The sequence below is a fragment of the Streptomyces sp. NPDC002838 genome (genome assembly GCF_040295365.1).
Lineage (GTDB): Bacteria > Actinomycetota > Actinomycetes > Streptomycetales > Streptomycetaceae > Streptomyces.
The window spans coordinates 87,601-114,022 of record NZ_JBEOVF010000006.1; the positions used below are offsets into that span (position 1 = coordinate 87,601).

Annotated in this window: 31 protein-coding genes; 17 read left to right on the forward strand and 14 right to left on the reverse strand. The window is 68.5% G+C overall.

Annotated features, from left to right (window positions below):
* Window positions 1–110: 110 nt before the first annotated feature.
* A complete protein-coding gene (locus ABT063_RS10420; protein WP_351056810.1) occupies window positions 111–536 on the reverse strand; it encodes a hypothetical protein in 426 nt (141 codons plus the stop codon).
* Window positions 533–997, reverse strand: a complete 465-nt coding sequence (locus ABT063_RS10425; RefSeq protein WP_351056812.1) for a nucleoside 2-deoxyribosyltransferase domain-containing protein — start codon at window positions 995–997, stop codon at window positions 533–535. The genes ABT063_RS10420 and ABT063_RS10425 overlap by 4 nt, the downstream gene beginning before the upstream one ends.
* Here ABT063_RS10425 and ABT063_RS10430 point away from each other — a divergent pair.
* Both ABT063_RS10430 and ABT063_RS10435 read left to right on the forward strand, forming a co-directional pair.
* Entirely contained in the window at window positions 985–1,608 is a 624-nt protein-coding gene (locus tag ABT063_RS10430; RefSeq protein ID WP_502990793.1) for an NUDIX domain-containing protein, read from the forward strand. The genes ABT063_RS10425 and ABT063_RS10430 overlap by 13 nt on opposite strands.
* Window positions 1,609–1,790: 182 nt before the next feature.
* Window positions 1,791–4,403: a DEAD/DEAH box helicase gene (locus ABT063_RS10435; protein ID WP_351056815.1), complete on the forward strand. Its 2,613-nt coding sequence runs from the start codon at window positions 1,791–1,793 to the stop codon at window positions 4,401–4,403.
* A gap of 348 nt (window positions 4,404–4,751) precedes the next feature.
* On the opposite strand, the gene ABT063_RS10440 is transcribed toward ABT063_RS10435, so the two are convergent.
* Both ABT063_RS10440 and ABT063_RS10445 read right to left on the reverse strand, forming a co-directional pair.
* Window positions 4,752–5,267, reverse strand: coding sequence for a hypothetical protein (locus tag ABT063_RS10440; protein ID WP_351056816.1), 516 nt, complete (start codon window positions 5,265–5,267; stop codon window positions 4,752–4,754).
* Window positions 5,268–5,554: 287 nt separating this feature from the next.
* Entirely contained in the window at window positions 5,555–6,574 is a 1,020-nt protein-coding gene (locus ABT063_RS10445; protein ID WP_351056817.1) for a 2'-5' RNA ligase family protein, read from the reverse strand.
* Window positions 6,575–6,765: 191 nt separating this feature from the next.
* Here ABT063_RS10445 and ABT063_RS10450 point away from each other — a divergent pair, with 191 nt between their 5' ends.
* Complete coding sequence (locus ABT063_RS10450; RefSeq protein WP_351056818.1) at window positions 6,766–7,830, forward strand: hypothetical protein; 1,065 nt, start codon at window positions 6,766–6,768, stop codon at window positions 7,828–7,830.
* A 42-nt stretch (window positions 7,831–7,872) separates the two neighbouring features.
* Here the strand turns inward: ABT063_RS10450 and ABT063_RS10455 are convergent, their stop codons facing one another.
* A complete protein-coding gene (locus ABT063_RS10455; RefSeq protein ID WP_351056819.1) occupies window positions 7,873–8,214 on the reverse strand; it encodes a 2'-5' RNA ligase family protein in 342 nt (113 codons plus the stop codon).
* 230 nt (window positions 8,215–8,444) lie between these two features.
* Between ABT063_RS10455 and ABT063_RS10460 the strand changes: the two genes are divergently transcribed.
* Together ABT063_RS10460 and ABT063_RS10465 are read left to right on the forward strand one after the other, a co-directional pair.
* Entirely contained in the window at window positions 8,445–9,086 is a 642-nt protein-coding gene (locus ABT063_RS10460; protein WP_351056820.1) for a 2'-5' RNA ligase family protein, read from the forward strand.
* On the forward strand, window positions 9,083–9,916 hold the full coding sequence (locus ABT063_RS10465) for an endonuclease/exonuclease/phosphatase family protein (protein ID WP_351056821.1): 834 nt from the start codon (window positions 9,083–9,085) through the stop codon (window positions 9,914–9,916). The genes ABT063_RS10460 and ABT063_RS10465 overlap by 4 nt, the downstream gene beginning before the upstream one ends.
* A 22-nt stretch (window positions 9,917–9,938) precedes the next feature.
* Here ABT063_RS10465 and ABT063_RS10470 read toward each other — a convergent pair whose 3' ends face one another.
* The 3 genes from ABT063_RS10470 to ABT063_RS10480 all read right to left on the reverse strand — a co-directional run bounded on the left by ABT063_RS10470 (window position 9,939) and on the right by ABT063_RS10480 (window position 11,131).
* Entirely contained in the window at window positions 9,939–10,463 is a 525-nt protein-coding gene (locus ABT063_RS10470; RefSeq protein ID WP_351056822.1) for a hypothetical protein, read from the reverse strand.
* A gap of 115 nt (window positions 10,464–10,578) precedes the next feature.
* Window positions 10,579–10,734 (reverse strand): hypothetical protein, encoded by a 156-nt coding sequence (locus ABT063_RS10475; RefSeq protein WP_351056823.1) that lies wholly within the window; start codon window positions 10,732–10,734, stop codon window positions 10,579–10,581.
* Between the two features lie 13 nt (window positions 10,735–10,747).
* Window positions 10,748–11,131, reverse strand: coding sequence for a hypothetical protein (locus tag ABT063_RS10480; protein ID WP_351056824.1), 384 nt, complete (start codon window positions 11,129–11,131; stop codon window positions 10,748–10,750).
* A gap of 168 nt (window positions 11,132–11,299) precedes the next feature.
* Here ABT063_RS10480 and ABT063_RS10485 point away from each other — a divergent pair, with 168 nt between their 5' ends.
* Together ABT063_RS10485 and ABT063_RS10490 are read left to right on the forward strand one after the other, a co-directional pair.
* Window positions 11,300–11,497: a hypothetical protein gene (locus tag ABT063_RS10485; RefSeq protein WP_351056825.1), complete on the forward strand. Its 198-nt coding sequence runs from the start codon at window positions 11,300–11,302 to the stop codon at window positions 11,495–11,497.
* A gap of 235 nt (window positions 11,498–11,732) precedes the next feature.
* Entirely contained in the window at window positions 11,733–12,344 is a 612-nt protein-coding gene (locus tag ABT063_RS10490) for a hypothetical protein (protein WP_351056826.1), read from the forward strand.
* Between the two features lie 121 nt (window positions 12,345–12,465).
* Here the strand turns inward: ABT063_RS10490 and ABT063_RS10495 are convergent, their stop codons facing one another.
* The 4 genes from ABT063_RS10495 to ABT063_RS10510 all read right to left on the reverse strand — a co-directional run bounded on the left by ABT063_RS10495 (window position 12,466) and on the right by ABT063_RS10510 (window position 15,461).
* Window positions 12,466–13,059: a phosphatase PAP2 family protein gene (locus tag ABT063_RS10495; protein ID WP_351056827.1), complete on the reverse strand. Its 594-nt coding sequence runs from the start codon at window positions 13,057–13,059 to the stop codon at window positions 12,466–12,468.
* On the reverse strand, window positions 13,049–14,245 hold the full coding sequence (locus ABT063_RS10500) for an MAB_1171c family putative transporter (RefSeq protein WP_351056828.1): 1,197 nt from the start codon (window positions 14,243–14,245) through the stop codon (window positions 13,049–13,051). Before ABT063_RS10500 ends, ABT063_RS10495 begins: the two co-directional genes overlap by 11 nt.
* On the reverse strand, window positions 14,242–14,568 hold the full coding sequence (locus ABT063_RS10505; protein ID WP_351056830.1) for a hypothetical protein: 327 nt from the start codon (window positions 14,566–14,568) through the stop codon (window positions 14,242–14,244). Before ABT063_RS10505 ends, ABT063_RS10500 begins: the two co-directional genes overlap by 4 nt.
* Before the next feature lie 398 nt (window positions 14,569–14,966).
* On the reverse strand, window positions 14,967–15,461 hold the full coding sequence (locus ABT063_RS10510) for a helix-turn-helix domain-containing protein (RefSeq protein WP_351056831.1): 495 nt from the start codon (window positions 15,459–15,461) through the stop codon (window positions 14,967–14,969).
* Between the two features lie 680 nt (window positions 15,462–16,141).
* Between ABT063_RS10510 and ABT063_RS10515 the strand changes: the two genes are divergently transcribed.
* The 10 genes from ABT063_RS10515 (at window position 16,142) to ABT063_RS10560 (ending at window position 24,722) form a co-directional block, all read left to right on the forward strand.
* On the forward strand, window positions 16,142–17,029 hold the full coding sequence (locus tag ABT063_RS10515; RefSeq protein WP_351056832.1) for a helix-turn-helix domain-containing protein: 888 nt from the start codon (window positions 16,142–16,144) through the stop codon (window positions 17,027–17,029).
* A gap of 2 nt (window positions 17,030–17,031) precedes the next feature.
* Window positions 17,032–17,745 (forward strand): zinc finger domain-containing protein, encoded by a 714-nt coding sequence (locus ABT063_RS10520; protein WP_351056833.1) that lies wholly within the window; start codon window positions 17,032–17,034, stop codon window positions 17,743–17,745.
* Window positions 17,746–17,906: 161 nt separating this feature from the next.
* On the forward strand, window positions 17,907–18,548 hold the full coding sequence (locus ABT063_RS10525; protein WP_351056834.1) for a WhiB family transcriptional regulator: 642 nt from the start codon (window positions 17,907–17,909) through the stop codon (window positions 18,546–18,548).
* Entirely contained in the window at window positions 18,545–20,185 is a 1,641-nt protein-coding gene (locus tag ABT063_RS10530; RefSeq protein ID WP_351056835.1) for a collagen-like domain-containing protein, read from the forward strand. The genes ABT063_RS10525 and ABT063_RS10530 overlap by 4 nt, the downstream gene beginning before the upstream one ends.
* Window positions 20,182–20,373 (forward strand): hypothetical protein, encoded by a 192-nt coding sequence (locus ABT063_RS10535; protein ID WP_055493674.1) that lies wholly within the window; start codon window positions 20,182–20,184, stop codon window positions 20,371–20,373. The genes ABT063_RS10530 and ABT063_RS10535 overlap by 4 nt, the downstream gene beginning before the upstream one ends.
* An 86-nt stretch (window positions 20,374–20,459) precedes the next feature.
* Window positions 20,460–20,708, forward strand: a complete 249-nt coding sequence (locus tag ABT063_RS10540; protein WP_351056837.1) for a hypothetical protein — start codon at window positions 20,460–20,462, stop codon at window positions 20,706–20,708.
* Entirely contained in the window at window positions 20,705–21,331 is a 627-nt protein-coding gene (locus ABT063_RS10545; protein WP_351056838.1) for a plasmid mobilization protein, read from the forward strand. Before ABT063_RS10540 ends, ABT063_RS10545 begins: the two co-directional genes overlap by 4 nt.
* Window positions 21,328–23,070 carry a relaxase/mobilization nuclease domain-containing protein gene (locus ABT063_RS10550; RefSeq protein WP_351056839.1) on the forward strand — a complete coding sequence of 581 codons (1,743 nt, stop codon included), beginning with the start codon at window positions 21,328–21,330 and terminating at the stop codon, window positions 23,068–23,070. Before ABT063_RS10545 ends, ABT063_RS10550 begins: the two co-directional genes overlap by 4 nt.
* A 430-nt stretch (window positions 23,071–23,500) precedes the next feature.
* Window positions 23,501–23,944, forward strand: a complete 444-nt coding sequence (locus tag ABT063_RS10555; RefSeq protein ID WP_351056840.1) for a hypothetical protein — start codon at window positions 23,501–23,503, stop codon at window positions 23,942–23,944.
* 79 nt (window positions 23,945–24,023) lie between these two features.
* Window positions 24,024–24,722, forward strand: coding sequence for a hypothetical protein (locus ABT063_RS10560; protein WP_351056841.1), 699 nt, complete (start codon window positions 24,024–24,026; stop codon window positions 24,720–24,722).
* Between the two features lie 539 nt (window positions 24,723–25,261).
* Here the strand turns inward: ABT063_RS10560 and ABT063_RS10565 are convergent.
* Window positions 25,262–26,080, reverse strand: coding sequence for an SPDY domain-containing protein (locus ABT063_RS10565; RefSeq protein WP_351056842.1), 819 nt, complete (start codon window positions 26,078–26,080; stop codon window positions 25,262–25,264).
* A 15-nt stretch (window positions 26,081–26,095) separates the two neighbouring features.
* Window positions 26,096–26,386, reverse strand: a complete 291-nt coding sequence (locus ABT063_RS10570) for a hypothetical protein (RefSeq protein ID WP_351056843.1) — start codon at window positions 26,384–26,386, stop codon at window positions 26,096–26,098.
* Window positions 26,387–26,422: the final 36 nt, after the last annotated feature.

Consider the following 26,422-nt stretch of genomic DNA (forward strand, 5'->3'; position numbering starts at 1 on the left):
AGATCCTGGTGGCATGCGCCGGCGTTTCCAATCGCCGCGTGTGCGCGGGCCCGGCGCAGATGGAGAGCGGCCCGCGCCATGGGATCCGGCTGTGGATGAGTGCCGGTGCTTCAACGCTCCTGTGAGAGGGTGTCGTTCGGCTCCCCCTCGGCCCATGCCGACAGCCGGGCGTCCCTGGGGACGACAACGAGCTCGCTTCCGCTGAGCAATCGCCAGTCGAGAGGTGCCCCAGCAGCTTTCCGCGCCCGCCGGTACGTCAGGGCCCAGCCCATGTCCCGCTCGGTCTTCCCGTCCGGCCCGATTCGGGTGCGCCACCACAGCCAGCCGATCCAAGATGTCCGCTCCTTGAGGAGAGGCGACGCGAAGGCGTAGGCGGCGGTGGTCGACTTCGCCAGCGCGCCGGCAAGCTGCTGCATTTCGCCCAGCGACACCAAATCCTGCCTGATCGATACCCGGGCCGCGCGTACGAATCCGCGTCCGATGGCCGCGATGACCACGGCGACGATGACCCCGAGAAGGGCCCAGACCGCGGTCATCGTGAAGCCCGTATGGCTGTGCGGCTCGCTTCGATCGTGTCCGCCAGCGTGGTGTGGACTTGAACCTCGGGGCAGGCGAGGGCGAGCTGTGTCACCACATTCGTGCGGCGCACGTAGCCGGGGTCAGTTCCAACGACCAGAGCGCCCCCCTCGCCTACAAGCGCTCCCAGCTCGTACAGGGCGATCGGCTGGTGGCTGGTGGGCGACTCTGGGAACCAGAACATGACAAGGTTGGCCCGGCGTAGATGCCGGTACTCCCAACCGACCTGGGCAGCTTCCGCGTTCGGGTCGTGCAGCGGGAAGTTGCTGCGGCGCGGGTTGAACACCGCGATGTCGAGGTCGTCGAGCGCGGCTGTCACGGTCTTCTGCCAGTCGGGGCAATCAGTGATGCCCCCGGCGGAAGCGCGTGGGTTCCGAGGATTTGAGACCAGTCGGCGTCGGAACTTACATGTCAGCGGCACGATTTCAGCGTAGAGGCACCGGAGTTCGTCCGTTCCGGCTTAGCGTGAATCTCCACGACCAGCAGGGGGAAGTTCGGGGAGGGCTCGCGTTGGGATGGACACGGAAGGAAACCGAGGTGCTGCACCGCGGGCCCTTCATCACTCTGAACCGCGACTTGGTGATCCGGCCTGACGGGAGCGAGGGCGCTTACGAGCACGTCACCGTCGACGACGGGGTCCGCGTGGTCGCCGTTGACGAACAGGACCAGGTCGCCCTTGTGGAAGACGACTTCTACTTGCAGGAGAAGCGCCTCCTTCACCTTCCCGGCGGCGGAGTCGGAGGCCAGGAGCTGCGCAAAGCAGCGATGCGCGAACTGGAGGAAGAAACCGGGCTCATTGCAGGCAACTTGTGCCTCCTGGGCGTGATCGACCCGCTCCCCGGCGCGACAGCCGCGAGGACCCACCTCCTGCTCGCCACCGACCTGCGCCCTGGGGTCGTTCATCGGGACGACACAGAGATCGGAATGACGGTGCACTGGATGAAGCTCGGCGACGCGGTGGGTGCCGTGCGTGCTGGTCGCATCACCGAGGCCAGCAGTGTCGCCGGGCTGCTCTTGGCGGCCAGCGGCTAGGGCAACTAACAAACGTGGTGGGCTTGACCTGGTCTGCGGTCGGTGTCGCGCATGAGGCCGCCGGGTAGCGGGGCGCGGTCAGCTGCGCAATCGAGGCGGAGCCCCCGGCTGAAACTTGATATTCACACCCCCAGGCGACCGCTACTGTCAGTGGTGATGTAGTTACGAGAGAGGGGATCGCCGTGGCCTTCAAAGGGGGCGCAACGGGGACGACGGAGTATGCAACGCCCGAGGTGTTGTATCCCGATTTGCCCCGCAAGCCTGGGTCTGTTCCGGGCCTGCTGGTGCATCAGGGAGACTTGCTGCGTCGATATGCGGCAGAGGACCATGTCTCCACCCCTGATCTCGCGCTGGAGCTACCCACCGGTACTGGCAAGACAATCCCGGCGTTGGTGATCGCGGAATGGCGGAGGCGCACTCGTGGGGAGCGGGTGGCATACGCCTGTCCGACGGAGCAGTTGACCAAGCAGGTTGCAGCCGCTGCGGATCGGGAAGGCATTCCCGCCGTCACGCTTACGGGCTCCCATACCGCATGGGATCTAACGGCCGAGGCGCGCTATGTGTCGGGAGAGGCAATCGCCATCACGACCTACACCTCCGTCTTCAACAGCAGCCCGAAACTGGCCTCCCCCCACCTGTTGATCTTCGATGACGCTCATAACGGTGAGCAGTACGTCGCGGACCAGTACTGCGTCACCGTCGAGAGGTGGAGCGGCAGCTCGCCGAATCCCGAGCTCTACGACGAGTTGCTGACGATTCTGACCCCCGGCCTGGACGGTATCGTCGCGCAGCGACTGCGCAAGCTCGATGCCGAGCCAGGTCATCACAACGCCGTCCAGTTCATCGTGCCTGCCCGTCACGACCAGATGCCCGAGAGGCTTGCGAACGCCTTGTCCCAGGCCGGCGCACCGTGGCAGTTCCGGTACTCGATGCTCCGGGATGTGCTGGCCTCATGCCTGGCCTACGTCACCCACAGCAGCATCCAGATCCGCCCGTACATCCCGCCCACCCGTGAGAACACCTTGTTCTCTGAGGCCCGCCAGCGGCTGTACCTGTCGGCCACGCTCGGCGAGGCTGGCGGGTTGGAGCGTGCCTTCGGCCGTACCGGCATAAGGCGACTGACCTTGCCAGCGAACGCGCCGGAGCCTCGCTCCGGGCGCCGGTTCTTCGTCTTCCCTGGTCTCCTCAACGGCGTTGACGCCATCGAGCTGACCAAGAAGATCGTGGAGCTGGCTGGCAAGGCCCTCGTGCTCGCGCCGGACCGGGCGACTGCCATCAGGACCGCTGACGCCGTCCGCCAGCCGACATGGCCGCTCCTCACCATCGATCACGTCGCTCACGGGATGGGCCCGTTCGTATCCCAGGCCAACGCAGTGTGCGCGCTGGCCAGCCGCTATGACGGCCTCGACCTGCCCGACCAGGGTTGCCGTCTCGAGGTCATCGAGAACGTTCCCGACCGTGACCACTTGCAGGAGCGCTTCCTATCGACTCGGGTCCGAGTCGGCGCGGCCCTGTCTGAGCGGGTTCGCACCCGTGTCATCCAAGGTGTAGGCCGCTGCACTCGTGGTTCAGCGGACTGGGCCATCGTCGTTGTCCTGGGAAACCTAGCCAAGTACCTGCTCCAGCAGGAGAACCGGACGCCGCTCTCTGCTGAGCTGCAAGCCGAGATCACGTTCGGGATCCGGAACAGCAGTGGCCTTGACACCACTGAGGCCGATGTCCTGGAGAACGTCAGGGCCTTCTTGACTCAGGAGACCACCGACACCTGGCGTGAGGGCGGCGAGCCGCTCGTTGCCCAGCTTCGTGCCGGGTCCGTCCGCACGCTGCCGGTTGGCAGTGAGACCTTCGCCTCCGCTGTCTCGGCTGAGATCGAGGCGTGTGCACTCGCTGGACAGGGCCGGTGGAACGACGCCAGCTCCAAGGCGCAACAGGTCGCGCAAGCACTCTCCTCCGGCGGTGCCACTGCCAAGGGCTACCGCGGGTTCTGGCTCTACCTAGCCGGAATCTGGGCCTACCGAGCCGCCTCCACCGGTACAGCTGCCACCAGCGGTAGTCTCGCGAACGCACACGCCCTGATTCGCCAGGCCGAGCAAACCGCCGAGGGCACCTGGGCCAGGTACATGCCACCGCTGCCCGCTATGGAAGCCCCTGTCCTGCCGGCCCATGACGACCAGGCTGTGGCAACCGCTACGAATCTCCTCCAAAAGGTTGCCCCCGGCCGACTCACCGCGCGCTTGACAAGCATGATCGAAGGACTCAAAGAGACTGCTTCGTCGTCCTACGAGCCCGCCCTCACCGAGCTGGGGATTTTCCTCGGTGCTGAGGCCAGCAAGCCGGCTGGCACAGGACGCTGTGACTCAACGTGGTGCTGGGGCAATCACCTGTGGGCAGTCATCGAGGCCAAATCCGATCAGAAACCCGAGGGCGTCATCCCGCATAAGGACGTCCGGCAGGTTGGAGACCAGCTTCGAATCCTCAACCGTGACCGCAACCACGCGGTTATCCCTGAAGGCAGCTTTACGGTACTCATCTCGCCCAAGCCGGCTGTCGACCCGACAGGTGCCATCGGGGCCGAAGACCACGCCCACCTTGTGCATCCGGAAATCGTCTTGGAGATCAGCCAAGACGTCCAACACGCTTGGGAAGAACTCCTCGCGGGTCGGACCGGCCGTGGCACCGCAGACCTCACCGCCTTCGTCGCAACGACGTTCCAGCGTTACGGTCTTCTACCCTCACAGCTCCGTGAGCGCCTCACTGAGCAACCGGTTGGCTCGTCGGGTGCAGCCTCTCCCTGACCGAGGAGAAGAAGCCTTCCTCATCTTCGAGGCTCGCCTCAGCCTGACGTCGGCGCTGCAGCGTCACCACGTCCGCGAGCCCCGGCTCCCGGGAGGCAGACGCGGGGACCGCGTGGAGCGCGGGAGTCTGGGAATCCGCCACGAACGAGCAAGTTACGCCGCTAACTCCTGGATTCCAGGAGTTAGCGCCAGAATTCCCCACGGCTGGGTGACAGAGGACGCAAAGCCCTGACCAGCTCAGACGGTTGTGGTAGCCGTACGGTCCCCGTCAGGAACCCACGCGTGCTCCAGTAAGGAACAGGCAGAAGCCTGACCCGGTGAACTCCTCGGGCGCTTCGACGTAACGCATCAAGCGGCTCCCCGCCCGGTCGTCACGTCGTAGCCATAGAACTCGACGAGGGCGGGGTACAGCCGGTGCAGCGAATGCTCGGCGCGCTCGGCAGCGGCCTTGGCCTCTTCGGCTCGGGACCATGTACGCATGGCCGGGCCGTTGATGTAACGCAAGACGGTGTCACGGGACCCGTCTGTGGGCGCGGGAGAGTATTCGTCGCAGTGCCGGATCCAGGCCGGGCGCATGTCCGCGAGCACCCTCACCTCTCGCGCCGCCTCGATCAACGGCCCGACGAACGGCGCGTTCGAGTCGGCAACGCCGTGACCCAGCGCGTCGAGGGATTTGATAATCGGGTCGCTGTCGACCAGGACCTCCGCGACGTGGAAAGAGGAATCCGGGTCGCTCGCGTCGACCTTACGGAGGAATGGCGTGCGAGTGGCCACGTCCCACAGCGCAGACCACGCCAGCGCCCGCTCCCTTGCTCGCTTCGCCTTCGTGGCCTGTCGCGCCTTCATACCGAACCAATCGGGCATTCGTCCCCCTCGTTCGTCCTGCTCTGTAGACCATGGTGACGCAGATGTGGTCTGGGCCACCACCTCTGCTCTAGCTCCGGTCGATCATGTGTCTGCTCCCTGCCCGGGCCACTGAGAGTGGCGAGGACGGGGGTCGGAGCGATATCGAAGGGGAACAGCGTGGCCCATTCCCGTCGGCCGGTGACGGACGCATTCCGTGGCAATCGGTCAAGGGGCAGTGGCACCGGACAGCGACCTCTTCGGCGGCCCTGGCGGCTCTCGATATCTGGTCATCGCCGCCGTACCGGTCACTGCGCCGGTTCGGCGGCGACGATCACTTCGCGCATCGTCTCGACGGTGTCCGTCCAGCTATGCCCGCGCTCGCAGATGATCACGGCCGGACGAGTCCACGAGCCGCGCACCAGGAGCCGGGTGGATCCGCACGCACCGCCGGCGGACGGGCGCTCGCAGGCCACCGTGACAGGATCTGGCCACACAGGCAGGGGAGGCTCCCCGTCTTCGAAATAGGTGCTGTCGTCGAGAGCACGGTCCACGAACGACTCGTACCTCCTCTGCGACTCGGACAGCGGCGGCTGCACAACCAGCCGTCCGACCTCGATCTCATATTCCGCATCGGAGTCTCCCCAGGGCGGCGCTGAACGGTAGGTCGCCGTGGTCTGGGCCTTCCCGCACACCACCTCGGGAGCCGAAGCGTCGGCCGCGGTGGCGCCGAGCGGGATCTCGGCAATCGGCGTCCACGTGTAGTAGCCGAGGTCGAGGTCCTGGTGCATGTAGACAGCCAGCAGACGGCTGATGGTGATCTCGACGCGCTCCGGTCTGATCTTCCGCAGCTGGCGGTTGAATTCGCTGTCGTGCACGTCCGGGGCGCGGAAGTAGGCGAGCGTGGAGTGCGGCCAGTACCTGTCTCCGGCCTCGCGTAGCTGCACACCGGGCACGGTCGAGACCGCGTCACGTACAAGGGCGTTGATGGCGGCGAGCGGTTCCTCGGGATACATGGCGGAGGTCACGGCGCTCGGGCCCGGCCACACGGGGCCCATCGTGACGGTTACGGGCGCCGCGTACTGCGCCGCCTCTCTGGCGGCCCGCACCGCGCGCTCCACCTGGTCCTCGTCGAGCTGGTGGTGGACGCCCTGCGCTGTCCAGTGCAGCCACGGCGCCGGCACGATCCCGACTCGGTCTCCGTACCCGGTCAGCAGATCGTGGTGGGCCTGGGTGAAGGCCACGTACTCCGGGTCGTCGAGCACAGCGATGAAATGCAGGTACGGGCCGTCCGCCCACGTGCGTTTCTGGGAGAAGAAGCTCTCCACGTCCCACCTCTCTGCGTGTAGGCCACCTGACGGCACGCTACCCGGCTCGCGCCGCCCCTTCACCTCGATGCCCTGGCCAACGTGGTCGATCGCGCGTCCTGCCCGGCGGCAGCTCGGCCGATCCGGGGTAAGGATGCCGAACCAGCCGGGTTCGGCGGAACGAAGGCCCAGGCGAGACCATCTCTGGTGAAATGGGCCTGCCCCATCCTGACAAGGCGGATCGGGCGGCGCGCGACACAGTGAATGAGGTGCGGGTTCAAGTGGTGCGACACGGACTCACCAAGGAGCAGGACCTGACCGGCGCAGGTCGGGTCGCTCTTGAAGTCCCCGGAGAAATCCGCGTAGATGACTGGGATGTGGCCGTGGTGAAGGAATTCACGGCCACCCTCGCCTGTCCCGAGTGTCATGCGACCACCGGGCTGACGCTGACCGCACGCGATAACGTGGGCTACCTCGTGTGCCCCAACGGACGCGCATTCCGCGCCGCGCAGATCGACGCGGGCATGGTGCGCAAGCTCTTCCTGCTGCACTACGGCCCGAACGGCCCCCTGGATCTCGATCCTCTGCGCGTGGGGCAGTTGGGCGCGTTCGTCCCGCTTCCGCTCGACGAGGACCGCAGTATCGCCGAGAACTTCGAGGACACTGACGCCAAGGCCACGAAGCAGATCTCCTGGTCGATCGGGCACACAGTGGGCGCGCTGGCGCCGTTCGACGAGGCGATGGGCTGGTCGCGTCATCTGCTGATACGGGCGCTGATGCATGAAGGCCGGCTCTTCGAGACCGTGTTCAGCCCGCGCAACGAGTCTGCCCTCGACGCCCACATGATCAGCGTGGCATTGGGACTGGCCCTGCATGAGGTCGCCTGGCGCAACAGAGTCCGCCCCTTCGACAAGGTGCCCCTGCCGGACGTCCTGGACCTGCTCGGGCGGGGCGAGAACCCGACGCAGAGCGTCAACGAGCGGGAACTGTTGCGGTCCCTTCGCCCGGCCGGCGCCAGAGCCCGGGGCGGGCGACTGCGGCTGACCGACGTCGCACGGCTGGAGAACTGCACTACCGAGGAGTGGAACCGCTGGTGCACCGGCGCGTTCCACACGGCCTCCTTCCACATCCGCAAACGGCACGAATGGCTGTCACGCGACGTCTTCCAGACCCGTCGGGACCTATTCCGCCTGACCGATCTCGGTCACGATCACCAGGACTCCGGACGCCGCGATCCGTTCTGGTACGCCACGGAAAAACCGGATCACAGCTCCTGAGCCGCGCACGGCCCACCTCGTCCCACCGTGCCGCGCGAGCGGCTACCGCAGCGGTATGAAACCAGAGGGCTCAGCGGCCAGGGGGATCTCCGCTACCGGCTCCCACGTCATGCGCCACCCGCCGAGGTCTTCGTCGAAAGTCCACGCCACGTCGAGGAGGTGTACGCGGTCGACGAAGAGCGTGGCGCGGCGCGGGATCACCCTGTTGCGCAGTTCGCTGTTGAGCGGGTCGGACGAAGCCGAGCCGTAGCTGTAGCCGAGCGAGATATGCGGGCGCCCGCCGGAGTACTGAAGCGCCTCGTCACCACGGGCCTTCCGGATCGCTGACCGGATCCGCTCGATGAGGGCTACTGTCCGCCTCCGGCCAGACGTCCAGCACAGCACCCGCAATATTTCCGATGGGGGGACCGACTTCCGTCGTGAATGCGGGCGTGTCCGCCAGCTCCACACGGAGGGCATCCACGACTTCCGCCAGGGCCACCTCGTCATACTCGACGAGTCACGTGAGCGATCCCGAGGACCCTTTGTTCCGGTGACGATCTAGGGGACGAGTTCCAGCCACGTCACTGATAGCAGCATCCCAGCGCCGTGACCGGTCGATACCGTTCCTACCCATGAAGCCGTTCGAGTTCAAGGCCGGCGACCAGCCCTGGCAGACCGGGACCCTCCTGCACTGGTACGTCGAGTTGGATTGGAGCGACCCGAGGCACAAGGCATTGAGGGAATTGGTCACGACCTCCAACCAGGCGCTCTTGGACGCCGGTTTCCCCATCACGCCCGTGGAGTTGCAGTGGCTCCACATCACGGTCGACCAGATCAGCATCCCCGCAGACCAGATCGGCCCGGAGCCGCGAAACGGGCTGGTGGATGAGGTGTCCGCCCGGCTCGTCGGTATCGAGCCCTTCACCGTGACCGTGGGGTCGTTGCTCTCGTATCACAGCGGGGTCATCGCGGACCTGTCACCGGACGAGGACCTTGCTGCTCTGCATGCCGCCGCCCGCTCAGGCGTGCGGGCCGCACTCGGGGACGAAGCGTGCCGGTACAAGTGGGGGTTGCAGCACCTGACGACCGCCTACGCCCACGCCGAGGCCGACTCCGACGCGGCCCAGCGCATCCTGCGCCGCGTCCGGCCCAGTCACGTCCCTCTGCACATCGACGCAATCCATCTCGTCGATGTGACCGCACAGACGCGCGACCAATCGAAAACCGTGACCTGGGATCGCCTGGCCACGATCTCTCTGGAGGGCCGAACGTGACCACGATCAGAGCCGTCACGTTCAACACCCTGTTCGGCGGCCACGACGACTTCGGTCTCGGCGCCGGCGACCGGTTGCGCGGGCAGGTCGCGTTCCTCGAGGGCCTTGAGGCGGACATCCTGGCGTTGCAGGAGTGCAATTTCTGGGACCTCCTCGGGAATCGGCGCATGTACCAGACCCTCAACGCCCTCGGCATGGGCAGCGCTTATCTCGCGTACGCCAACGAGACCACCAACGGGCATCGGTTCCACAGCGTGATCATGCTGAGCCGCCGCGTGCAGCTCGCGGCGCACGGCGCTGACCGGGACCGGTATCACCACGTCATGGGCTGGGCGAACCTGATCCTGCCCGGCCTGGAGGGCCTGCTGGAGCTGCGTAACCTGCACCTGGACCCCTTCGACCCGCGTAACCGGGCGCGGGAGGTCTCGCCTCTGGGGGTTCTTGCTGCCCCGGGCCGCCGGTCGCTGGTTGTCGGGGACGTCAACTCGATCGGCCTCCGCTATCCCGAGCCGGATTGGACGCGGCTACCAGCGCACGCTGTCAACGGACACCTGCGCCTGCCCCGTGAGGACGAGGTCTCCGATCGGGATGCGACCGAACTCCTCGCCCGTGCCGGCTTCAAGGATGCCAGCCATCCCTTCCAGCAGGAGACGGCCGCGACGGCGGCGTTCGGTGACGGTGACGTGCCCCGGCGCCAGGACCTCATCCTCATGAGTCCGGCCCTGGCCCCGGCTCTCGTCGGCTACCAGGTGCACCTGGAACCGGTCGACAAGGAGTGGTCGGACCATGGCGCTGTGAGCGCCGACTTCGATCTGAGTCTCGTCGCCTGAGACTCGCGGCCTTCTCGGGTCATCATGCGCTGCTGCGGCCCAGGTAGTGGTGCGTGAAGGTGTGGTGTATCCACTCCACTGCTGCGCCCATTAGCGTGCCGCCGGGCCCGTGGTCGGCAGAGGTCAGCTCCAAGCCGGTCGAGGTGTAGGCGAGCGGCGGCTGGTACGTGGTGAGCGAGCGGAACAGCGAGGACAGCGGGGAGTCGTCGTCCAGGTCGTGCCGTCGTTTGATCAGTCCCTCGCGGATGGTGTCTTCGAGCGACGGCGCGCCCGGGTCAGCCCGGCGCGGGGTGAGCGCCGTCACGATGTCTTCAACCGGCACGTGCTCAGGGTCATCGCCCAGGGGGACCGCGTACAGGAGTAGGGCGATGGTCGGCAGAGCGTACGTGAAGGTGCCGTTGCTGTAGGTCTTGGGCCAGACCGGCTCAATCAACGTGGCTGAACGGCGCAGGGAATCGGTCCATCGTTGGTTCCGCCAGTCGTCGTTCTCCGCCACGCTGAAGGCCATTCGGCCCGCCGCCCACCACAGATCCCGCATGTCAGCCATGCCGCCAACCTACGAGCCATGAACTCCTGTGTCCGTCCCTTCATCAAGTTCTCGCGCCCCCTTAGAACCGGCGCCATGCCCATCGCGAGCATTTCTGGGCAATTCCTCTACTGCATCACGCCTGCGTGCTGGTGAGGTCGGCATCGGGGTGCTTGGCGCACACCTCCAGAGCTTCCACGCGGGCCTGCTCGAAGGCTCGGGTCACGGCCGACCTGTTGATTCCCCGGACGTGTGCCTCGGCGCTGCCGAGGGAGAGCGGTTCGGCGAGCACGAGTTGGCCGACATCACCCTCGCGAGAGCGCGTCGAGGGAGGAGCCCAGGGCACGGCGAGCGGAGGTGAGGAACGCAGCCCTCGCCTCCCCCACCTCGCTGGACAAGCGCCAGTCGTCGCGCTGCGCGAGCGCGGCAAGGCGCTGCGCAGCCTCGACAACGTCGGAGGGACCGACCAACACCAAGACGTCGAGGGCACTGCGTACAGCCCTTCGCTCCTCCAGCGTTGATGCGCCGGTCGGGCCGACCAGACCGAGTGCGGCATCGACGCGTACGAGAAAGTCGAGGTAGGCCGGACGTCGCACTTCCCGCTCCCGCTGATCCCGAGCGTCGCCAGTGATCATCCTCACGATGTCCGCGGCGAGCGGCTGCGCCTGCGATGTTGCCTTGAGCTTCATGGGCCTGGTGAACCAGGCAACCGCCAGACCGCCCGCAATTGCTGAACCCACAGCTATGAGCGCAATCTCCCAAGGACTCATGCCGCAATCCTGCCAGAGCGCGGCGTCCCGTAAACCGGCATTCGCTCTCGGCGACCGCCGCATACGCGGACCAAGCGCCAGGATGCGATGAGTTGGGCGCTCCGCCGGCCTTTTGCGCGCAAACCCTGGCAACTTCGGGGCCTGCTGGGCGAGATCGACGCCCACTTCGTCCGCTGGCTCGCCACCACGGAGACCGCGCTCCGGCCCGAGCCGATCCCCCTCGCCCGCACGGTCGGGTACCAGCTCGACATGAGCCTCTCGGCGGCGGACCTGCTGAGCAACTGACCGCCGAGATACGACACCCGGCGAGCCGACCAGGAGACCGCTGGGATCCAGCCACATCGAGTCGTCAGAGGGCATCGCCGCAGGCACGCTGGTTAGGCTGCAGCTAGTTTCCCTCACAGACTCGCCCCAGTAGCTCGCGAGGGGCAGCAGGACCCCCGCTCTGCCAGGTTCAGACGGGGGCTTTGCCGGTGATCCCTACAACAGGAGGCAGGTGCCGGTGGACTTGGCTACATGTGTGCGCGAGCACACGAAGCAGTACGCGGCTGCCCACAGCGGCCGGCATCCGCTGACGGAGTGCCTGCCGTGGGCGGAAGCACTCGTCTCCTGGGTGGAAGCGCTTCCCCGCGATGACGATCACTCGGTCCGCCAGCGTCGATATTGGTACGATCCCCGGCTCGGTCTGGACGGGCTCGCTCTCGCCATCGCCGAGTCGATCCGCCTCGCGATGGCCGTGTGGGACAGGCCCATCGGCGACCTGTGCCTCGACAACGTGCAGCGCCTGCTCTTTGACTGGATCCGGTGGGACATCGTGCCGGGGACACCACGGTGGCCCGCGCCGGACGGCACTCCGCACGAAGCGCGCTGGAAGGTGCTCTTCGCCACCGACATCGAGCTGGCGCGGGAGGCGGCTTACCGTGTCTCCTCGGCCTATGAGCAGCTAGAGGATGCCTGGAACGCGATCCCGATGTCGAAGGCGAGGCGTCATCGGCTGGACACCTATGGGATCACGTATGCACGCCTCGCGGACGTGGCGCCGCTACTCCGGCTCACGATGCCGATCGAGGTACGCGAGCCTGGCGACTACGTCAATGTGCCGGACCTGCTCGTTGAGCGGGCAACAGCTTAGGAGTCGTGCTCGACTCGACGAGGAACAGATGGAGGGCCTGGCCCGGCACGGCGCCGAGGGTCGCGGGCGTTGGGCGAGGAGGCGTTCGCCTCGAACGCCCGCTACCGAGACAGCCGATTGATCAGCGAGCCAACTGGAATACGGCTGCGGCCACGATGGTGCCGAGGATCGTGCCGGCGATGACCTGGTTGCGCGTGTGGTCCCGCAGCTCGACCCGGGACCAGCCGACGATGACGACCAGGAGGAACCCGAGTGCCATCCACGCACCGTAGGTCTGTATGAGCATCGCGCAGGCGCCTGCCGAGACGGCCTGGTGCACGGAGATCTTCCAGACGAACGTGATCACGGCGAGGATCGCCAGGGTGACCAGCATCGACACGATGAGGGCGGTCATCGTCCGCGGGGCGCCTGCGGCGGCCATGAGGAGGATTCCGGTGGCCACGGAGAGCAGGATGACGGCCATGACGACGAGCCGTGCAGGCTTGGCCCCGACGTGTCGATCGCCCCAGTGGCCCTTCCGAATTCCGTACTTGATGAAGGTGATGGGAATGATGGCGGCGAAGAGTGCGCCGACCGCTCCCCAGGCGACGCCGGTCCATTGCGCCGTGCGCCAGCCGATCAGGAGGGTGACGGCGATAATCCAGTTTTTTGGCTCAAGCCAGTCGGTGATGCGGCGCGCCAGTTTGGACTCCGCGGGGTGCACGTCAGTTGTCATGGGAGGAGTCCTTTTCCGGTCCGCCTGTCGGCAAGGGCGCAAGCGCGACTTCCTGGTGGGTGAATTCTGTTACGACGGGTGAAGAAGCGTAGGCGCGGGATACCGCGTGGAGCCACGCGAGTTCACTCGGCCGGTCCCTTCCAGTGACACCGAGGGGCGGGTACTCAACATCTTCAAGTTGGTTTCCTGTCCGAGCTGCGCTAGCGGCCACGCACAGCCAGGCGGCTTCTGTCACAGCATCAACTTCCTGCTCGCTTACGCCTTTTTGGAGGGCGAGGGCGCGAGCCCGTTCGCGGACATCTACTGACACGTATTCACGTAGTGCTAGGCATGCGTCCTCGATTTCGATGACGCATCGTTCAAGTCGGAAGCCGACACGCTGCTTTGGAACCGATGTGGAGAGCACCACGTGGGGAGCGGCTTCTGTCAGGTGCTTCCACAAAGGCTGGAGCCGTCTGAGCATGATCCAGGATCTGACGTACTCCACGGCCACGGAGAGCGGTGGCAGGCAGCTGCCGAGCGCGATCGACAGAATCGCCAACTGCTTTAGTGCGGTGGAGATCTGGTCCTCCAGCGTGGGATACCGGACTCCGGTGGTGAGGTTCAGCGTGACGAAGCCGACGCGTTGCAGGGCATAGAGGCTGCCGAGCAGCGTGCCGAGCCCCATGAGGCCGAGGCCGGCCCCGCCCAGGAGGGTGCGGCTGTGCCGGACGCCGCTGAGGAAAAGCCAGGTGGCGACGAACATGGCGATGCCGATGTACAGCGTGAAGACCGCCGTGTAGAGAACCGGATAGATGGCGCGCTCGCCCTCGCCGACCCGTACTGGCCCACCTGGCATCCAGTTGGCCAGCGCATAGAAGAGGACCATGAGGGGGAGCGTGGCTGCGATCGCTGCCAGCCTGGTGCGGCGGGCCAGGCCCTGCGGGCGGACGACGGCGACGATGAAGTCCAGGAGGAAGGCCGCGGAGGTAACGCCGAGCAGGTGCTTCAGCAGCGGAGTAAGGCTGGTGACGCCAGCGCTGTCGCTGATGGCGGCTTTGACGGCGGGCACCTCGAAGGTCATGGCCGCAGCCAGGGCCGCGAACGTGAGCGCAAGGCTCCGCTGCTTGTGGGAGTGGCGGATGGACGGCAGACGCCACAGAGTCACGAGCCACAGGGAGCCGGCGACGAGGGTCGGGGTGTTCATGAGCGGCGGTTCCTCCGGGGATGGACGAGGGCGTCGTCAAGACGCGTCATGGCGCCTGGCCGCCCTGGTTCTCGGCCCGAGTAGGCCAGTTCCTCGAACAGCTCACCGAGGGACGAGGCAGCCATCTCGGCGTCGTACTCGGTCTCGCTGTCGTAGCTGGTCCGTCCGAGCGCTGTGAGCACGGCCGAGGGGTCGACGCCCTGCGGCATGATCGACAGGAGCGACTCCACGACGCTCGTGTTCTCGCTGGCGTGCCCGAGGAGTAGGTGCGCCAGTTCGTGGCGGACTATTTGCGCGCGGTGCCGCTCACTTGTCGCCGTCACATGAAATATGTGATCTCCGCTGTCGAAGGAGATCATGAGACCGCACGGGGCGTTGACGCCCCCCAGGTCGGGCAGTTCGTGGAGGTGCAGCGGGCGTCCACGCCTGACCGCCAGCTGGCGGCATACTTCATCTACCGCGTAGGGGTCAGATATTTCAATTCCCCGCAGTTGCTCCTCGCACTGTCGCCTCAGCTGCGCTTCTTTTCGCGCATAGCGCCGATTGAACATGAACGAGATCCTTGCTGTGATCCCCGAGTAAGCACAGTACGCGGTTCTTACTCGACTCTTACTCGACACGAGAATTCCCCGTGACCGAGCGGAGCTTTACACAGCCTCGCCGAGCGACCAAAAGGATCTTGAAGGCATATCCGTCAAAATGGGATAGCGGGTGAGGGAGGTCACGTTACTGAGGGATTATCAGGCTTATCAAGGCCCTCCAGTCGACGCGCCTGTTCAATTACCGTCGTGATCATTTTGAGGCTGTCGGCCGAGAGTCCATTGGCTCGCATCGCGAGCCCTCGCACCTTGCTGTCCCCCACTGCCGCGATCAGCTCCATAGAGGCCCGGATCTTCTCGGACTCCTCGGCGTCGAAGTCAGGAAAGAAGTATTGGGGCGTGACATTGAAGTGGCGCGCCAGCGCTTCGACGGTATTCACGGTCGGGTTCGGCTTGGCTCCGGAGCGTAGCTGCGAAATGGCACTCTCCGAGACAGTGAGGCCGTCCGCCTCGCCGGCCTCGCGGATCGCGCGAGACACCTCCGCATTGGTGTACTTCTTGCCCGTCGCCGGGTTCTTCACCGTTTCGAAGAGGTGGTTCAGCTTGTCGGCGAGGCTCAGCTGCCGACCGCCGGACGACCCCGAGGGCACCTCCGCCGATCCGCTGGACTCCACCATCACCCGACCCCTCCCATCTACACCTTGGAGACCTGACGATACTCCAGTGTTGATGTGAGACCAACCTGCGAGACGGAACACTACGGTGTTGACAGGCGGGGATCACTTTGGCGTATGTTCCAGCCACGGCAACACCAAAGTGTTGCAACGTCGGGGGAGGCGGCAGAGCGCATCGCTCCCTGCGGCTCGCCATACCCCTAGGCCCGAGGACCGCTCATGATGACCCGCCCCGCGTCGCGCTCGGCCGCGCGACTTCTACAGAGTTTAAGAACCAAGTCTGGATCTTGACGCAGGGTCGTGCGTATGTTCGTTGTCCGCCGGGCAGCCCGCCCGCGACAACGGATGTGAGGAGCCAGCAAGCACGGACCGGACCGACTAGGTCCCGTAACACAGCGACGGCGCCCGAGAGTGAACTCCCGGACGCCGAACGCTAAGCGGCATATCCGCCCCGGCAAGGGCGGAGATTGCCCACCATCACCACGCTGAGTCCTTCCGAGGGGCGCTTCAACGTGGCAACACTGCAAAGGGGATTGTTGCATGCCTCCTGCCCTGCGCAAAAGGCCGAACCGCCTGGCCTGCGCGGCAGCCACCTTCGTCTCGGCGCCTTCCCGCCCCGGGCCGGAGCACACCACCCCGGCGTCGACGAGCCGCCGGTCCCGCCCCGCGATCGGGAGCGGCCGATGAGCAGCGATGCCCGCGAGTGGGTGTGGGAGCACAGCTCCAGCCGGGGGACCGCGCGTCTGGTCCTGCTGTCGATCGCCGATCGGGTCGCCGACGAGCAGTGTGTCTCCTGGGCCTCGCTGTCGAGCCTGGCCAAGCGCACGCGCGCTTCTGTCTCCACGGTGCGCGAAGCCATCGACCGCCTGGTCCACGCCGGTGAGCTGGAGCAGCTCGACGACCTCACCGGCCCGCAGCGCAGCACCGTCTACCGCCTCCCCCTCGCCGCCAAGGCCGCGGCACAGACCGCGGAGGACGAGGAAGCCGACCAGGCGCCGGCGGAGGGACCCGAGGCCACCCCAGCGCTCCGGATCTCGGCCCTGCGGCGGTGCGGAATCCGCCCCCGTGAGGTGCCGGAATCCCCCGCGAGGACCCGGAAACCGGCAGTACCGGAAACCGGCAGGTCCCGACGGAAACCGGCACCTCGACGTACCGGAAACCGGCACAGCGATGTACCGGAAACCGGCACACAGAACCGTAGTGAACCGGATTTGAACCGTAGGTACAGCAGTGGTGGTGCTGGCGTCATCTCGGCTGCCGAGTGGCAGGTCGACCCAGCCACCCACACCTGGACTCGCCAGCAGGGACACTTCGACCGCCTCGGCGAGCAAGGTCTGCAGGCGGCCGACGCGAAGTGGCGGGCCCACCGGGCCGCCTTCAAGCCGAGACCGGCGGATGCCTGGGCTGCCGACTGGCGCTCCTGGGTTGCCCGAGAGCACGCCCCGGGTCGCCCGAACCTCTACGCCGTGCCCGGCAAGGGCCCCGCCGTGCCGGGCGGCATGACGCGGGCCGAGGCCCACACCGCCGCCCTTCTCGCCGCCCTCGACGAGCCGACCGGAACGGAGGGCTGACCGTGGACCGCCGCGAAACCGCCGCCCTGCTGGCCTACATCGGCCGACTCGACCCCCGCACCATCCGCACCGACCAGGGCGAGGCCCGCGACCAGCTCGCCCAGTGGCACGAGCTGCTCGGAGATGTGCCGATGGCCACTCCGCACGGGTGGGACGCCTGCGTGGCCGCCCGCCAGCACATCCGCACCTCGCCGTACCAGATCCTGCCCGCGGACGTCGCCCGTCCCTGGGAGAGCTACCGGCGCGACCGCCTGGCCCGGCACACCGATCCCACGCCGTCCGTCGACCCGGACGACCAGGCCGCCTGGACCGCCGAGCTGGTCGGCACCCGCCGCGCCGTCGCCGCCGGCACCGCGCAGCCCGCGCAGGCCCGGGCGATCACCAGCGGTCGCGACGGGATCGACCCGAGGCTGGAGGCGCGGCTGCGGGAGATCGGCTCCTGCATACCGCCCGCCGCCCGAGCCGCCCTCGCGCCCTACCGGCCCGCCCGAGCAGCACGCGAAATGGCCGTCGCCCTGGGGCAGCCCGACGCCCTGAGCGTTCGCTGCGAGTGGTGCCTGGCCCAGCCCGGCGAGCCGTGTCGCCGCCGCCGGATCGGCCCCGACGACGGGGTACGTACCACTGCCCCGCGCGCCACCCCACACCCCGGCCGCCTCGACCTCGCCGCCGCCCAGGCCCAGCAGACGGAGCAGGCTCAACAGCCCGCCATGGCCTGACCGGCGCATCCGGCGTGTGCATCCCGGCCGATACACCGCCTCCCAACATCACCGTCCCGCCCCGGCTGCGGCACACGCCCGCGCGCCGCAGCCGGCACCCGACGCCGCGCCCGCCCAGCACCGCCCCGGCCCGCCGACGCGGCAGCACATCGGAGATCGCCTTGCGCCACATCACCACCCACGACGCGCCGGCCAGCGGCCTGCGCGGCATTGGAGACACCAGCTGGCACACCCGCGGAGCGTGCCACGGCATGGACGTCGAGGACGCCGACGCCGTCTTCTTCCCCGGGCCCCGGGACCACGAGGACATCGCCGAGGCGAAGGAGCTGTGCGGCTGGTGCCCGGTACGCCGCGACTGCCTCGACTTCGCCCTGGAGAACGTCCTCAAGGAGGGCGTCTGGGGCGGCCTCACCGAAGCCGAGAGGCGTCCCTTGCACGACGGACTGCCCCAGCGTCTCGACTACCGGCGCGTAACGGCCTTCTTCCAGGGACGCGACGTGCATCTGACCGAGGCCGAGCGGCAGGTCGTCATCGACCACGCGTACGTGCGCGGCTGGCGGCCCGACCGGCTCGCCGCCGCCCTGCAGATCAGCCACAAGCACGCCCGAGACCTGCTGCGGCAGGCGGCCAACAAGGTCTTCGACCGCGACCGCACCTACGGCGTGCCGCGGCCCAAGAAGAAGCGGAAGAAGGCCAATCCGGCAGCAGGCATCCCCGCCCCCGCCGCACCCGGCACACAGCAGCCGGCAGCCCGCCCGGCAGCGTCGACTCCGGCGCACGCCCCTCTCGGAAAGGCCGCATGACCCACCCCGTCCTCGCCCTCAGCGCCGCTCCGGACCTCCCTCTCCTCCTCGCCGCCGGCGTGCCCGCCGCCCTCGTGCTGGTGCTGGCCGCCTGGACGATCCGGCGCCGGGGTACGCGCCCGCAGAAACGTCTCGGCGGTCCGGCGGTCAAGGTCGCTGCCCTTGCTGCCCTCGGCTGCACCGCCTACAGCGCCGACACCTCATGGCGCTTCGCCGCCGACTACCTCGACATGGCCGGCACCGCCGAGCGGGCCGGCATGTTCGCCGCGGCCGAGCTGGCGCTCTTCGCGACCGCGCTGATGGCACGCCAGAACCTGGCCACTCAGGGCGCTCCTGGTCTGCCGGGCACCCTGGTCTGGGTGATCACCGGAGTGCAGGTGATCCCCGCCTACGCCGAGAGCGGCCCCATCGGCGGCACAGTCCGGGCCTTCGTCGGGCCGGTCATGGCGGCGATGCTGTGGCACCTCGCGATGGGGATCGAGCTGCGCCTGCGCACCCCGGGCGCCGCCTCCCACGGACTGATCGCCGTCCTGGGCCGGGAGGCACGCGAGCGTCTCCTGTCCCGCCTCGGCATCGCCGCGCGAGACCGCGACGCCGCGCAGATCACCCGGGACCGGGCCACCACCCGCGCGGTCGCCCTCGCCGCCCGCCTCGCCGAGCGCACGCCCGAGCAGCAGCGGAGCTGGCGCGGCCGGCGGCTCACGCGGCGCCTGTCGAAGGCGGTCGGCAGGGCCTCGGTCGGCACCGACCCCCTCCAGCGCGCGCAGCTGCTCGACCAGCTCGCCGCCCGCCGGCACGCACTCGCGCTCGCCACGGTCCCGCTGCCCTCGCCCTGGTCCCCGGTGCAGAGCACCGCAACAGCAGCCACAGTCCCCTCGCAATCGGCCTCGAAGACGCCGGTCCCCGTAGCCGGTCCCCACGGTCCCGACGAGTCGGACGGGGGCCCGGGACCGAGCGCCCCTAGGGGACCGGTCCCCGAGCTTGCGGACTCGAAGGCGTCGGCAGGCGCGGGGACCGAAGGCGAGAACGCGGGGACCGGGGTGGGGACCGAGGCCCCAGAAGCAGGCGCGGTCCCGGGGACCGGTCCCGCCAATCCGGAAGCCTCGGAGGGGGACGCCCGAGGCGTGGGGACTGAGCGCCTGACGCGAGAAGTGCCTGTTCAGGGCCCTGATTCACGTCGAGGACCGACCGACACCGACACGGGGACCGAGCCCACCGGGGACCGGGGACCGACCGACACCGACACGGGGACCGAGCCCACCGGGGACCGGGGACCGACCGACACCGACACGGGGACCGAGCCCACCGGGGACCGGGGACACAAGGTCCCCCTCCGGCGGAAAACGACCACGAAGACCAGGACGAAGAACAAGGGGAAGCGCGGCCGGTCCCGCACCCCGCAGACACAGCGCCCGCCACGCGAGCCGGAGCAGTCGGTGGACCAGCTCGTCCAGCAGGTCCGCCCCCACGTCCCCGCCCTGCTCGAGCGGGACGGCAACGCGTCCGTCACCCGGGTCCAGCTGCGGGAGATCCTCCGCCGCGAGGGCCTGAAGGGCGGCCGGAACGACCGGCTGAGCCTCGTCCTCCAGGAACTGCGGAGCGACGACACCACCAAGACAAGGAGCACCGCCCGATGAAGACCTGCCACCAGTTCGACACCGTCCGTGCGGAGTACGAGCGGGAGATCGGCTTCATGCTCGCCCACTCCAAGCGGCACGAGGGCAGGCCGGCGGCGAAGTCCAGCGCAAAGCAGGCTGCCTCGACGAAGCAGCGGATGGCCCGGGCGCTCAACAGCCACGTCGGGCGCTGCCCCGAGTGCGGCTGACCCGGCAAAGCCCCAGCTCAACGCCCTATCCGCAAAGGGTGGCCCGGCTCCGTGCCGGGCCACCGCCCCGCTTCAGGAGACACGTGGTGATTTCGCGTCCCCCTCGCTCTTCCGAGCCCAACGCCGCCGAGGCCAGCGCCTGGGCGGACGTCCTGGTCCGCCGGCGACTCCTGCACGCCGCCGTCCTCACGCCGAACGGCCAGTGGCTCGTCCAGGACCGGCCCGGCGGACCCGTCCGCGTCCTCCTGGGACCGGCCGACGTCGTCGCGCTGGCGGCGACCATCCAGCACCGCACCCGCACCCGCACCCGCACCATGAGGCCCGAAATCCGATGACGAACCCCACTCAGAACGGCACCACCCCGGAACCTGCTCGCGACTCCAACTCGGTCTCGGGGCGAGCAAGTTGGGGCGGAAGCGTAGCTTCCGCCAACCCCGACCCCAAGGGGGACGGGGAGGACCTGCACCAGGGGGCGCAGGTCCAGGAGGCTTCGACCGAGGGCGGATCGAAGCCGGGACCGGAGGAGAAGCCGACCGAGCGCCGCAGCCACCGCGAGCGCGCTGCCCACGCCCGTCAGCGTCCGCGTCAGCCGCGCGCCACGAAGCGCCTGCACCAGCCCAACACTCGTTTCAACGAAGAAGAGTTCGCGCTGATCAAGTCCGCCGCCGCCCGATGCAACCTGTCCGTCGCCGGGTTCCTCGCCCGCGCCGCGCTCGCCGCAGCCCGCGACCTCGACCGAACCAGCGCCGAGATAGCCGACGAACGCGAAGTGATCACAGCCCTGTTCGACAGCCGGCGTCGGCTCGGCTGGGCTGGCAGCAACCTCAACCAGGCGGTCAAGGCACTCAACTCCGGCGCGGACGCTCCCCAGCTCGGTGCGGCCGTCGCCGCCGTACGGCGGGCCGCCGATACCGCGCATGCAGCCGCCACACGCCTGATCGAACGCCACGGCGCATGATCCCCAGCGTCAACAACGCCGGATCACGGACCTTCGGCCTCCTCAAGTACCTCTACGACACGGGCAAGTACGAGGACCACACCGACCCCCACCTCGTGGCCTCCTTCGACGGCATGGCCCCCGACCCTGGCCGCGACCCGAACGCCACCCTCGAAGACCTGCAGCAGCTCCTAGACCAGCCCGTGATGGCCCTCGCCGAGCATGCCCGCCCGGCCAAGCACGTCTGGCATACCTCCGTGCGCGCGACGGCGGACGACCGGATCCTGTCCGACGAGGAATGGGGTGAGATCGCCCGGCGGATCGTGGCCGCCACCGGCATCGACCCCGGCGACGGGCAGCCTGGCTGCCGCTGGGCAGCCGTACGACACGCAGACGACCACATCCACATCGTCGCCACCCTGGTGTGCGAGGACGGCAGCCGCCCCGACGACTTCCGCTCCGGCAAACGCGCCCAGGCCGAGTGCCGCCTCATCGAGAAGGAACTCGGCCTCCACCAGGTCGCCCCCGGCGACGGCACCGCCGCCCAGCGGCCCACCAGCGCCGAACGCCACAAGGCCGAACGCCAGGGTCGCGAGCGCACCGCCCGCGAGGAGCTGCGCGAGACGGTACGGCGCGCGGTATCCGGTGCGAGAAGTGACGAGGAGTTCTTCGACCGGCTCGCCGCCGCCGGCCTCCTGATCCGTAAGCGCGCCGCGCCCTCCGGAGACCTCCTCGGATACAAGGTCGCCCTGCCCGACGACCTGAACAAGGACGGCGAGCCGGTGTTCTACCCCGGCGCACGCCTGGCCCCCGACCTGTCGCTGCCCCGCATCCGGGAGCGCTGGTCCGGCGACACCGGTACCGATCCGACTCCACGGCAGGAGGACACGGTCCGTACGGGGCCCGGCGCCCCGGCCTCCGCCCGCCGCAGGACGGCATCGGCCGCGTGGCAGGCCGTGCTCATCGTCGAGCACGGCGACGACGCGGTCGCCGCCGCCCACATCGCCGCCGCCGGCGAAGTCCTGGACGCGCTCGCGAAGACCTCCGCCGCACACACCCGCCGCGAACTGCGAGACGCCGCAACAGCGTTCGAGCGGGCCTCCCGCTCCCACGTACGCGCCGTACGCGGGCACGACCGCGCGCTGCGGCAGGCCGCCCGCGACCTCGTCCACGGAGGGCCCGCCCTCGGCCGCGGTGAGGACGGTGCCACCACCGCGATGGCGATCGACATGCTGTTCTTCCTCATCACCGCCGCCGCCCACTGGCACGCGAGAAAGGGCCACGCCCAGCAGGCCGAAGCCGCCGCCCAGGCCGCCGAGCACCTGCGCACCGCCTACCAAGCCGCCGCCGCCCAGCCGCTCGGCGTGCTCTACCAGCGAGGCCGACGCCTGAACCGGCCTCTGCTCCAACGGCAGACCGTGATACTGCGCGAGGCGCTGCCGGGGCTGGCCGAGCAGATCCTCGCCGAGCCCGGCTGGTACGCCCTGGCCGCGACCATCGCGGAAGCCGAAACCGCCGGCCACGATCCGGCCGCTCTCCTGTCCGACGCGGTAGAGCGTCGTGAACTCGACACCGCGGACTCGGTCAGCGATGTCCTGGTGTGGCGGCTGCGGCGGACGGCCGATCTGCCCGCCGACGCCTCGCCCCTGTCCGAGAACGGCACCACAGGGCGCAAGTCCTCTACGCGCAGAACGGCGCCCCGCCTCAACGCACCCGGCAGGCGCCGCAGCGGGGAGGAGACATCGGGCAAGACCCGGTGAGCATGCCGAGTGCCGGAGTGCAGCCTGAGCGCACCACCGCGAGTAGGCAAACCGCCACCGCCCCGCTCGCGGCCCACAGCATGGTCGTACGCCACAGCGGACCCCGGCGGCGTTCAGGCCCGCGTTGTAGGTCGCGGGCGCTGGTGCACACGCAGGAGGGAGGCAGTGGCGCAGGTGCGGCGACTCGAGCCAGTAGGCGTCGCGAAGTTGGGCGGTCGGAGAGGACGAGGTGTGGTTCGGGCACACCGAGGAGACATCACTCATCCGCTCGGAGACACGCGCCGTGGCCAACTCGTCATCCGCGACCACAGGAAGCGGAAAACGCCCTATGACCTGCCCGAAGACGACTGTGGACTTTGTGAATTGAAACCGCCAGGGGCGTAAGGCACGATCATGAAGCGAGCAGGACGAGGCAAAGGAGGACGCCAGGGTGCTTCACCGAATACGCCGCCGGGCCAAGGAGCCCAGCGAGGCGCAGCGCCGATTCTTCGAGCTGTCGGCGCGGCTGCAGAATCAGGTCCCGCCCGGGATCGGAGTGCCTCCGGTCGAGCCAGAACACATCGAGCCGACCGCGGTGGTGGACGACTTCCTTCCGCCGGAGCTGCGGGTGCCCAGCCACGACCAGCTCGACGGCAAGATGATGCCGTGGAAGCAGCCGCTCGTCCTCGACGGTGAGATGGTCGCCTGCGCCGAGTGCGGCGCGTACCGGGACTGGCTCATCCTCTCCACCCGCGACCAGATCTGGTTGCGTTGCCGGGTCGGCCACCAGCAGCAGGAAACCCGCCTCGACACCGCCTGGTTCAACCGGAACTCCGGGCCGGCGGACGCGACGCACGCCACGTTCGAGGACTGCCTGCGCCACCTCGGGCACTGACCCCCACTCCTACGACCCCACCGGGCCCGCCGGCCCGCACTGACCACCCGTCGCCTAGCACCAAGGGGTCAGTTCCGTCATGCGCGTTCGCGTCGCCACCACCACCGTCCTCGGCATCACCGCCGCCCTCCTCGCCGTGCCCGCCTGCTCCACCGACACCACCGGCACCAAGCCCGACACCGCCGCCTCCGCCCATACCGCAAAGCCGGCCGACGCAGCCCAGCAGGCCGCTCCGCTCACGTCGGCCGCGCTGGAGACGCGCCTGCTCGACCAGAGCGACCTCGGCAGCAACTACCTGCGCAAGCCGGAGCACCCCACCCAGCACGACGACATCACCGTCATCGGCTGCCCCGCCCTGAGCGAGCTGGGCGGCGACGCGGCGACCGGCGGCACGCTCACCTTCCCGCACAAGGCAAAGGCCACCTTCACCTACGGCGGCAGCTCCTCAGAGCTCTCGGAGGAGCTGTACAGCGACAGCGCGACCAAGCTGTCCGACGGCATCGGCCGGATCTTCGACGCCATGACCGGATGCCCGACCTACCAGGTCGTCGCGGGCGGCACCCCGATCGACATGGCCTCGCAGAAGCTGCCGACACCCCACGGCCTCGGTGACGAGCAATGGAGCCAGCTCCTGACGTTCTCCACCGCAGGACGGAGCACCGTGGTCAAGCAGACCGCGATCCGCGACGGCAGCCTGCTGCTGATCGTCTCCGGCTCCCCGGCCCTCGTCGACCGCCACCTCGACAAGGCCCTCACCAAGGCCACGGCAGCCAGCTGACCGACCCCGACACACTGCTGCCCCCGACCAAGATGGTCGGGGGCAGCAGTGCTGTGCGACTCGCCCCGCTGCACAGTCCGGAAGGTTCTTAACAGGACATGAACCATGCTGCGAGTCCACTCCCACCGTTGTGACAAAGGCCGCCACCAGCCAGGGCGAGATGCGTTGAACGATGACGTGCACCCCACCGCACCGGAGTTCAAGGGCTGGCTGCTGCTTCTCTTCGGTTCGAGGCATATCGCTATTCAGCCGCACAGGAACGTGGCACCACTACGCCAAAACGTGGCCACTCTGCCCCGCTTGAGACGCTGGCGCTACCACGTGAGAAATCCCCACTGCTACACCGAGCAGACCCCACTTCGCCGCCTTGAGGCCGGCAGCGATCACCGATGCCGGGCAGGCCCGACACCTTGTACTCGTCGCCCGGGTCGCCCTCCTCCAACTCGCTGGCTCACCCGAGCCCGGAGGGAAATGCCAGAAGCCCGGCCTCCATTCGGCGGAGGACCGGGCTTCTTCCGTCTGGCTGAGGGGCGCCGTCGCTAGGCCGGCGCCCGCAGCAATCGATCCCGGGTGGCCTCGGGCAGCATCCGGCGAAGGACCGGTGCGGTCGAGCTGAGGGAGGCGGCGAAGGCTGCCACGAGGTCGTGCGGGACGCTGGAACCGAAGGAGGCCGCCCACAGGCAGGGTGCGCCGAGCGCGGGCTCGGCCCATGCCTGCCATCCGACCGGTCCCGCCTCGTCGGCCTCGGTCGTCAGGGCGCGCGGGTCGGCGTCCTGGATGAGGGGCGGTACCTCGCCGAGGCTGATGTGCGAGGTGAACGTCGGGTCCGTCGCTGCCACGTGGGGCTGGTCGATGTCGCGGAGCCAGCCGTGTGCGGCGACGGCGTCGAGGACCAGCTCGGGGCCAGCGAGCAGCACGGCGGGCTGGTCTCGGGCGTCGAGCGCAACGAGGAAGTCGGCCACGGCCTCGCCGGGGACATCGGGGGTGAAGTAGGCCGACCATTGAGCGAGCGGGGTACTCGTCTCGGCGCGGGCGGAGATCTGCCAGGCGATCGGCAAATCTCCCAGGTGGAACGGCTCGTCCGCCAGGCTCCACTGGGCCCATCGGAGGGTGTCGGGGCTGATGTGCAGGACGGTACTGCGCAGGACCTGGCGGTCCTCCGGCGCCTCGTCGAGCTCGTGCCGTCCGCGGACGATCGTCAGGCTCGTCCAGCCCAGGCCGGCGAGCGTGTCGGCGACGGTGTCGTAGAGGCGCCCATCGTCACCGGCCAGATGCCTGGGACCGACCCAGAACGCGGGCTGGCCTCCCGGCGGAGTGGACGGGGCGAGCGAGAAGTCGGGGTACAGGGGCGCCTCCAAGGGCTCGGTGCGGGTCTAGCTGCCGCCGGCACGGCGGCGGGGGCGGCGCGGGGGTGCCTGGACGGGGCCCTGCCAGGTCAGGGCGACGGCGACCTCGGGCGGCAGATGGCCGAGCTGTGCGTCCTCGTCCCGCCCCTCGGCGAGGTAGACGACGGTGCGGCCGGTCTCGTCCACGGACTGCACGACCTGCGTCAGGCGGTGCGCCATCGGAAAGAAGGGGTTCATGGCCTGGCGGACCGGAGCATCCCGGTCGCAGGCGGACAGCAGGTCGATGAGATCACCGACGGTCATCTCCGAGGACGTCACGAACAGCCTCCTGGGGTGAGGGGAAACGGTGAGCGA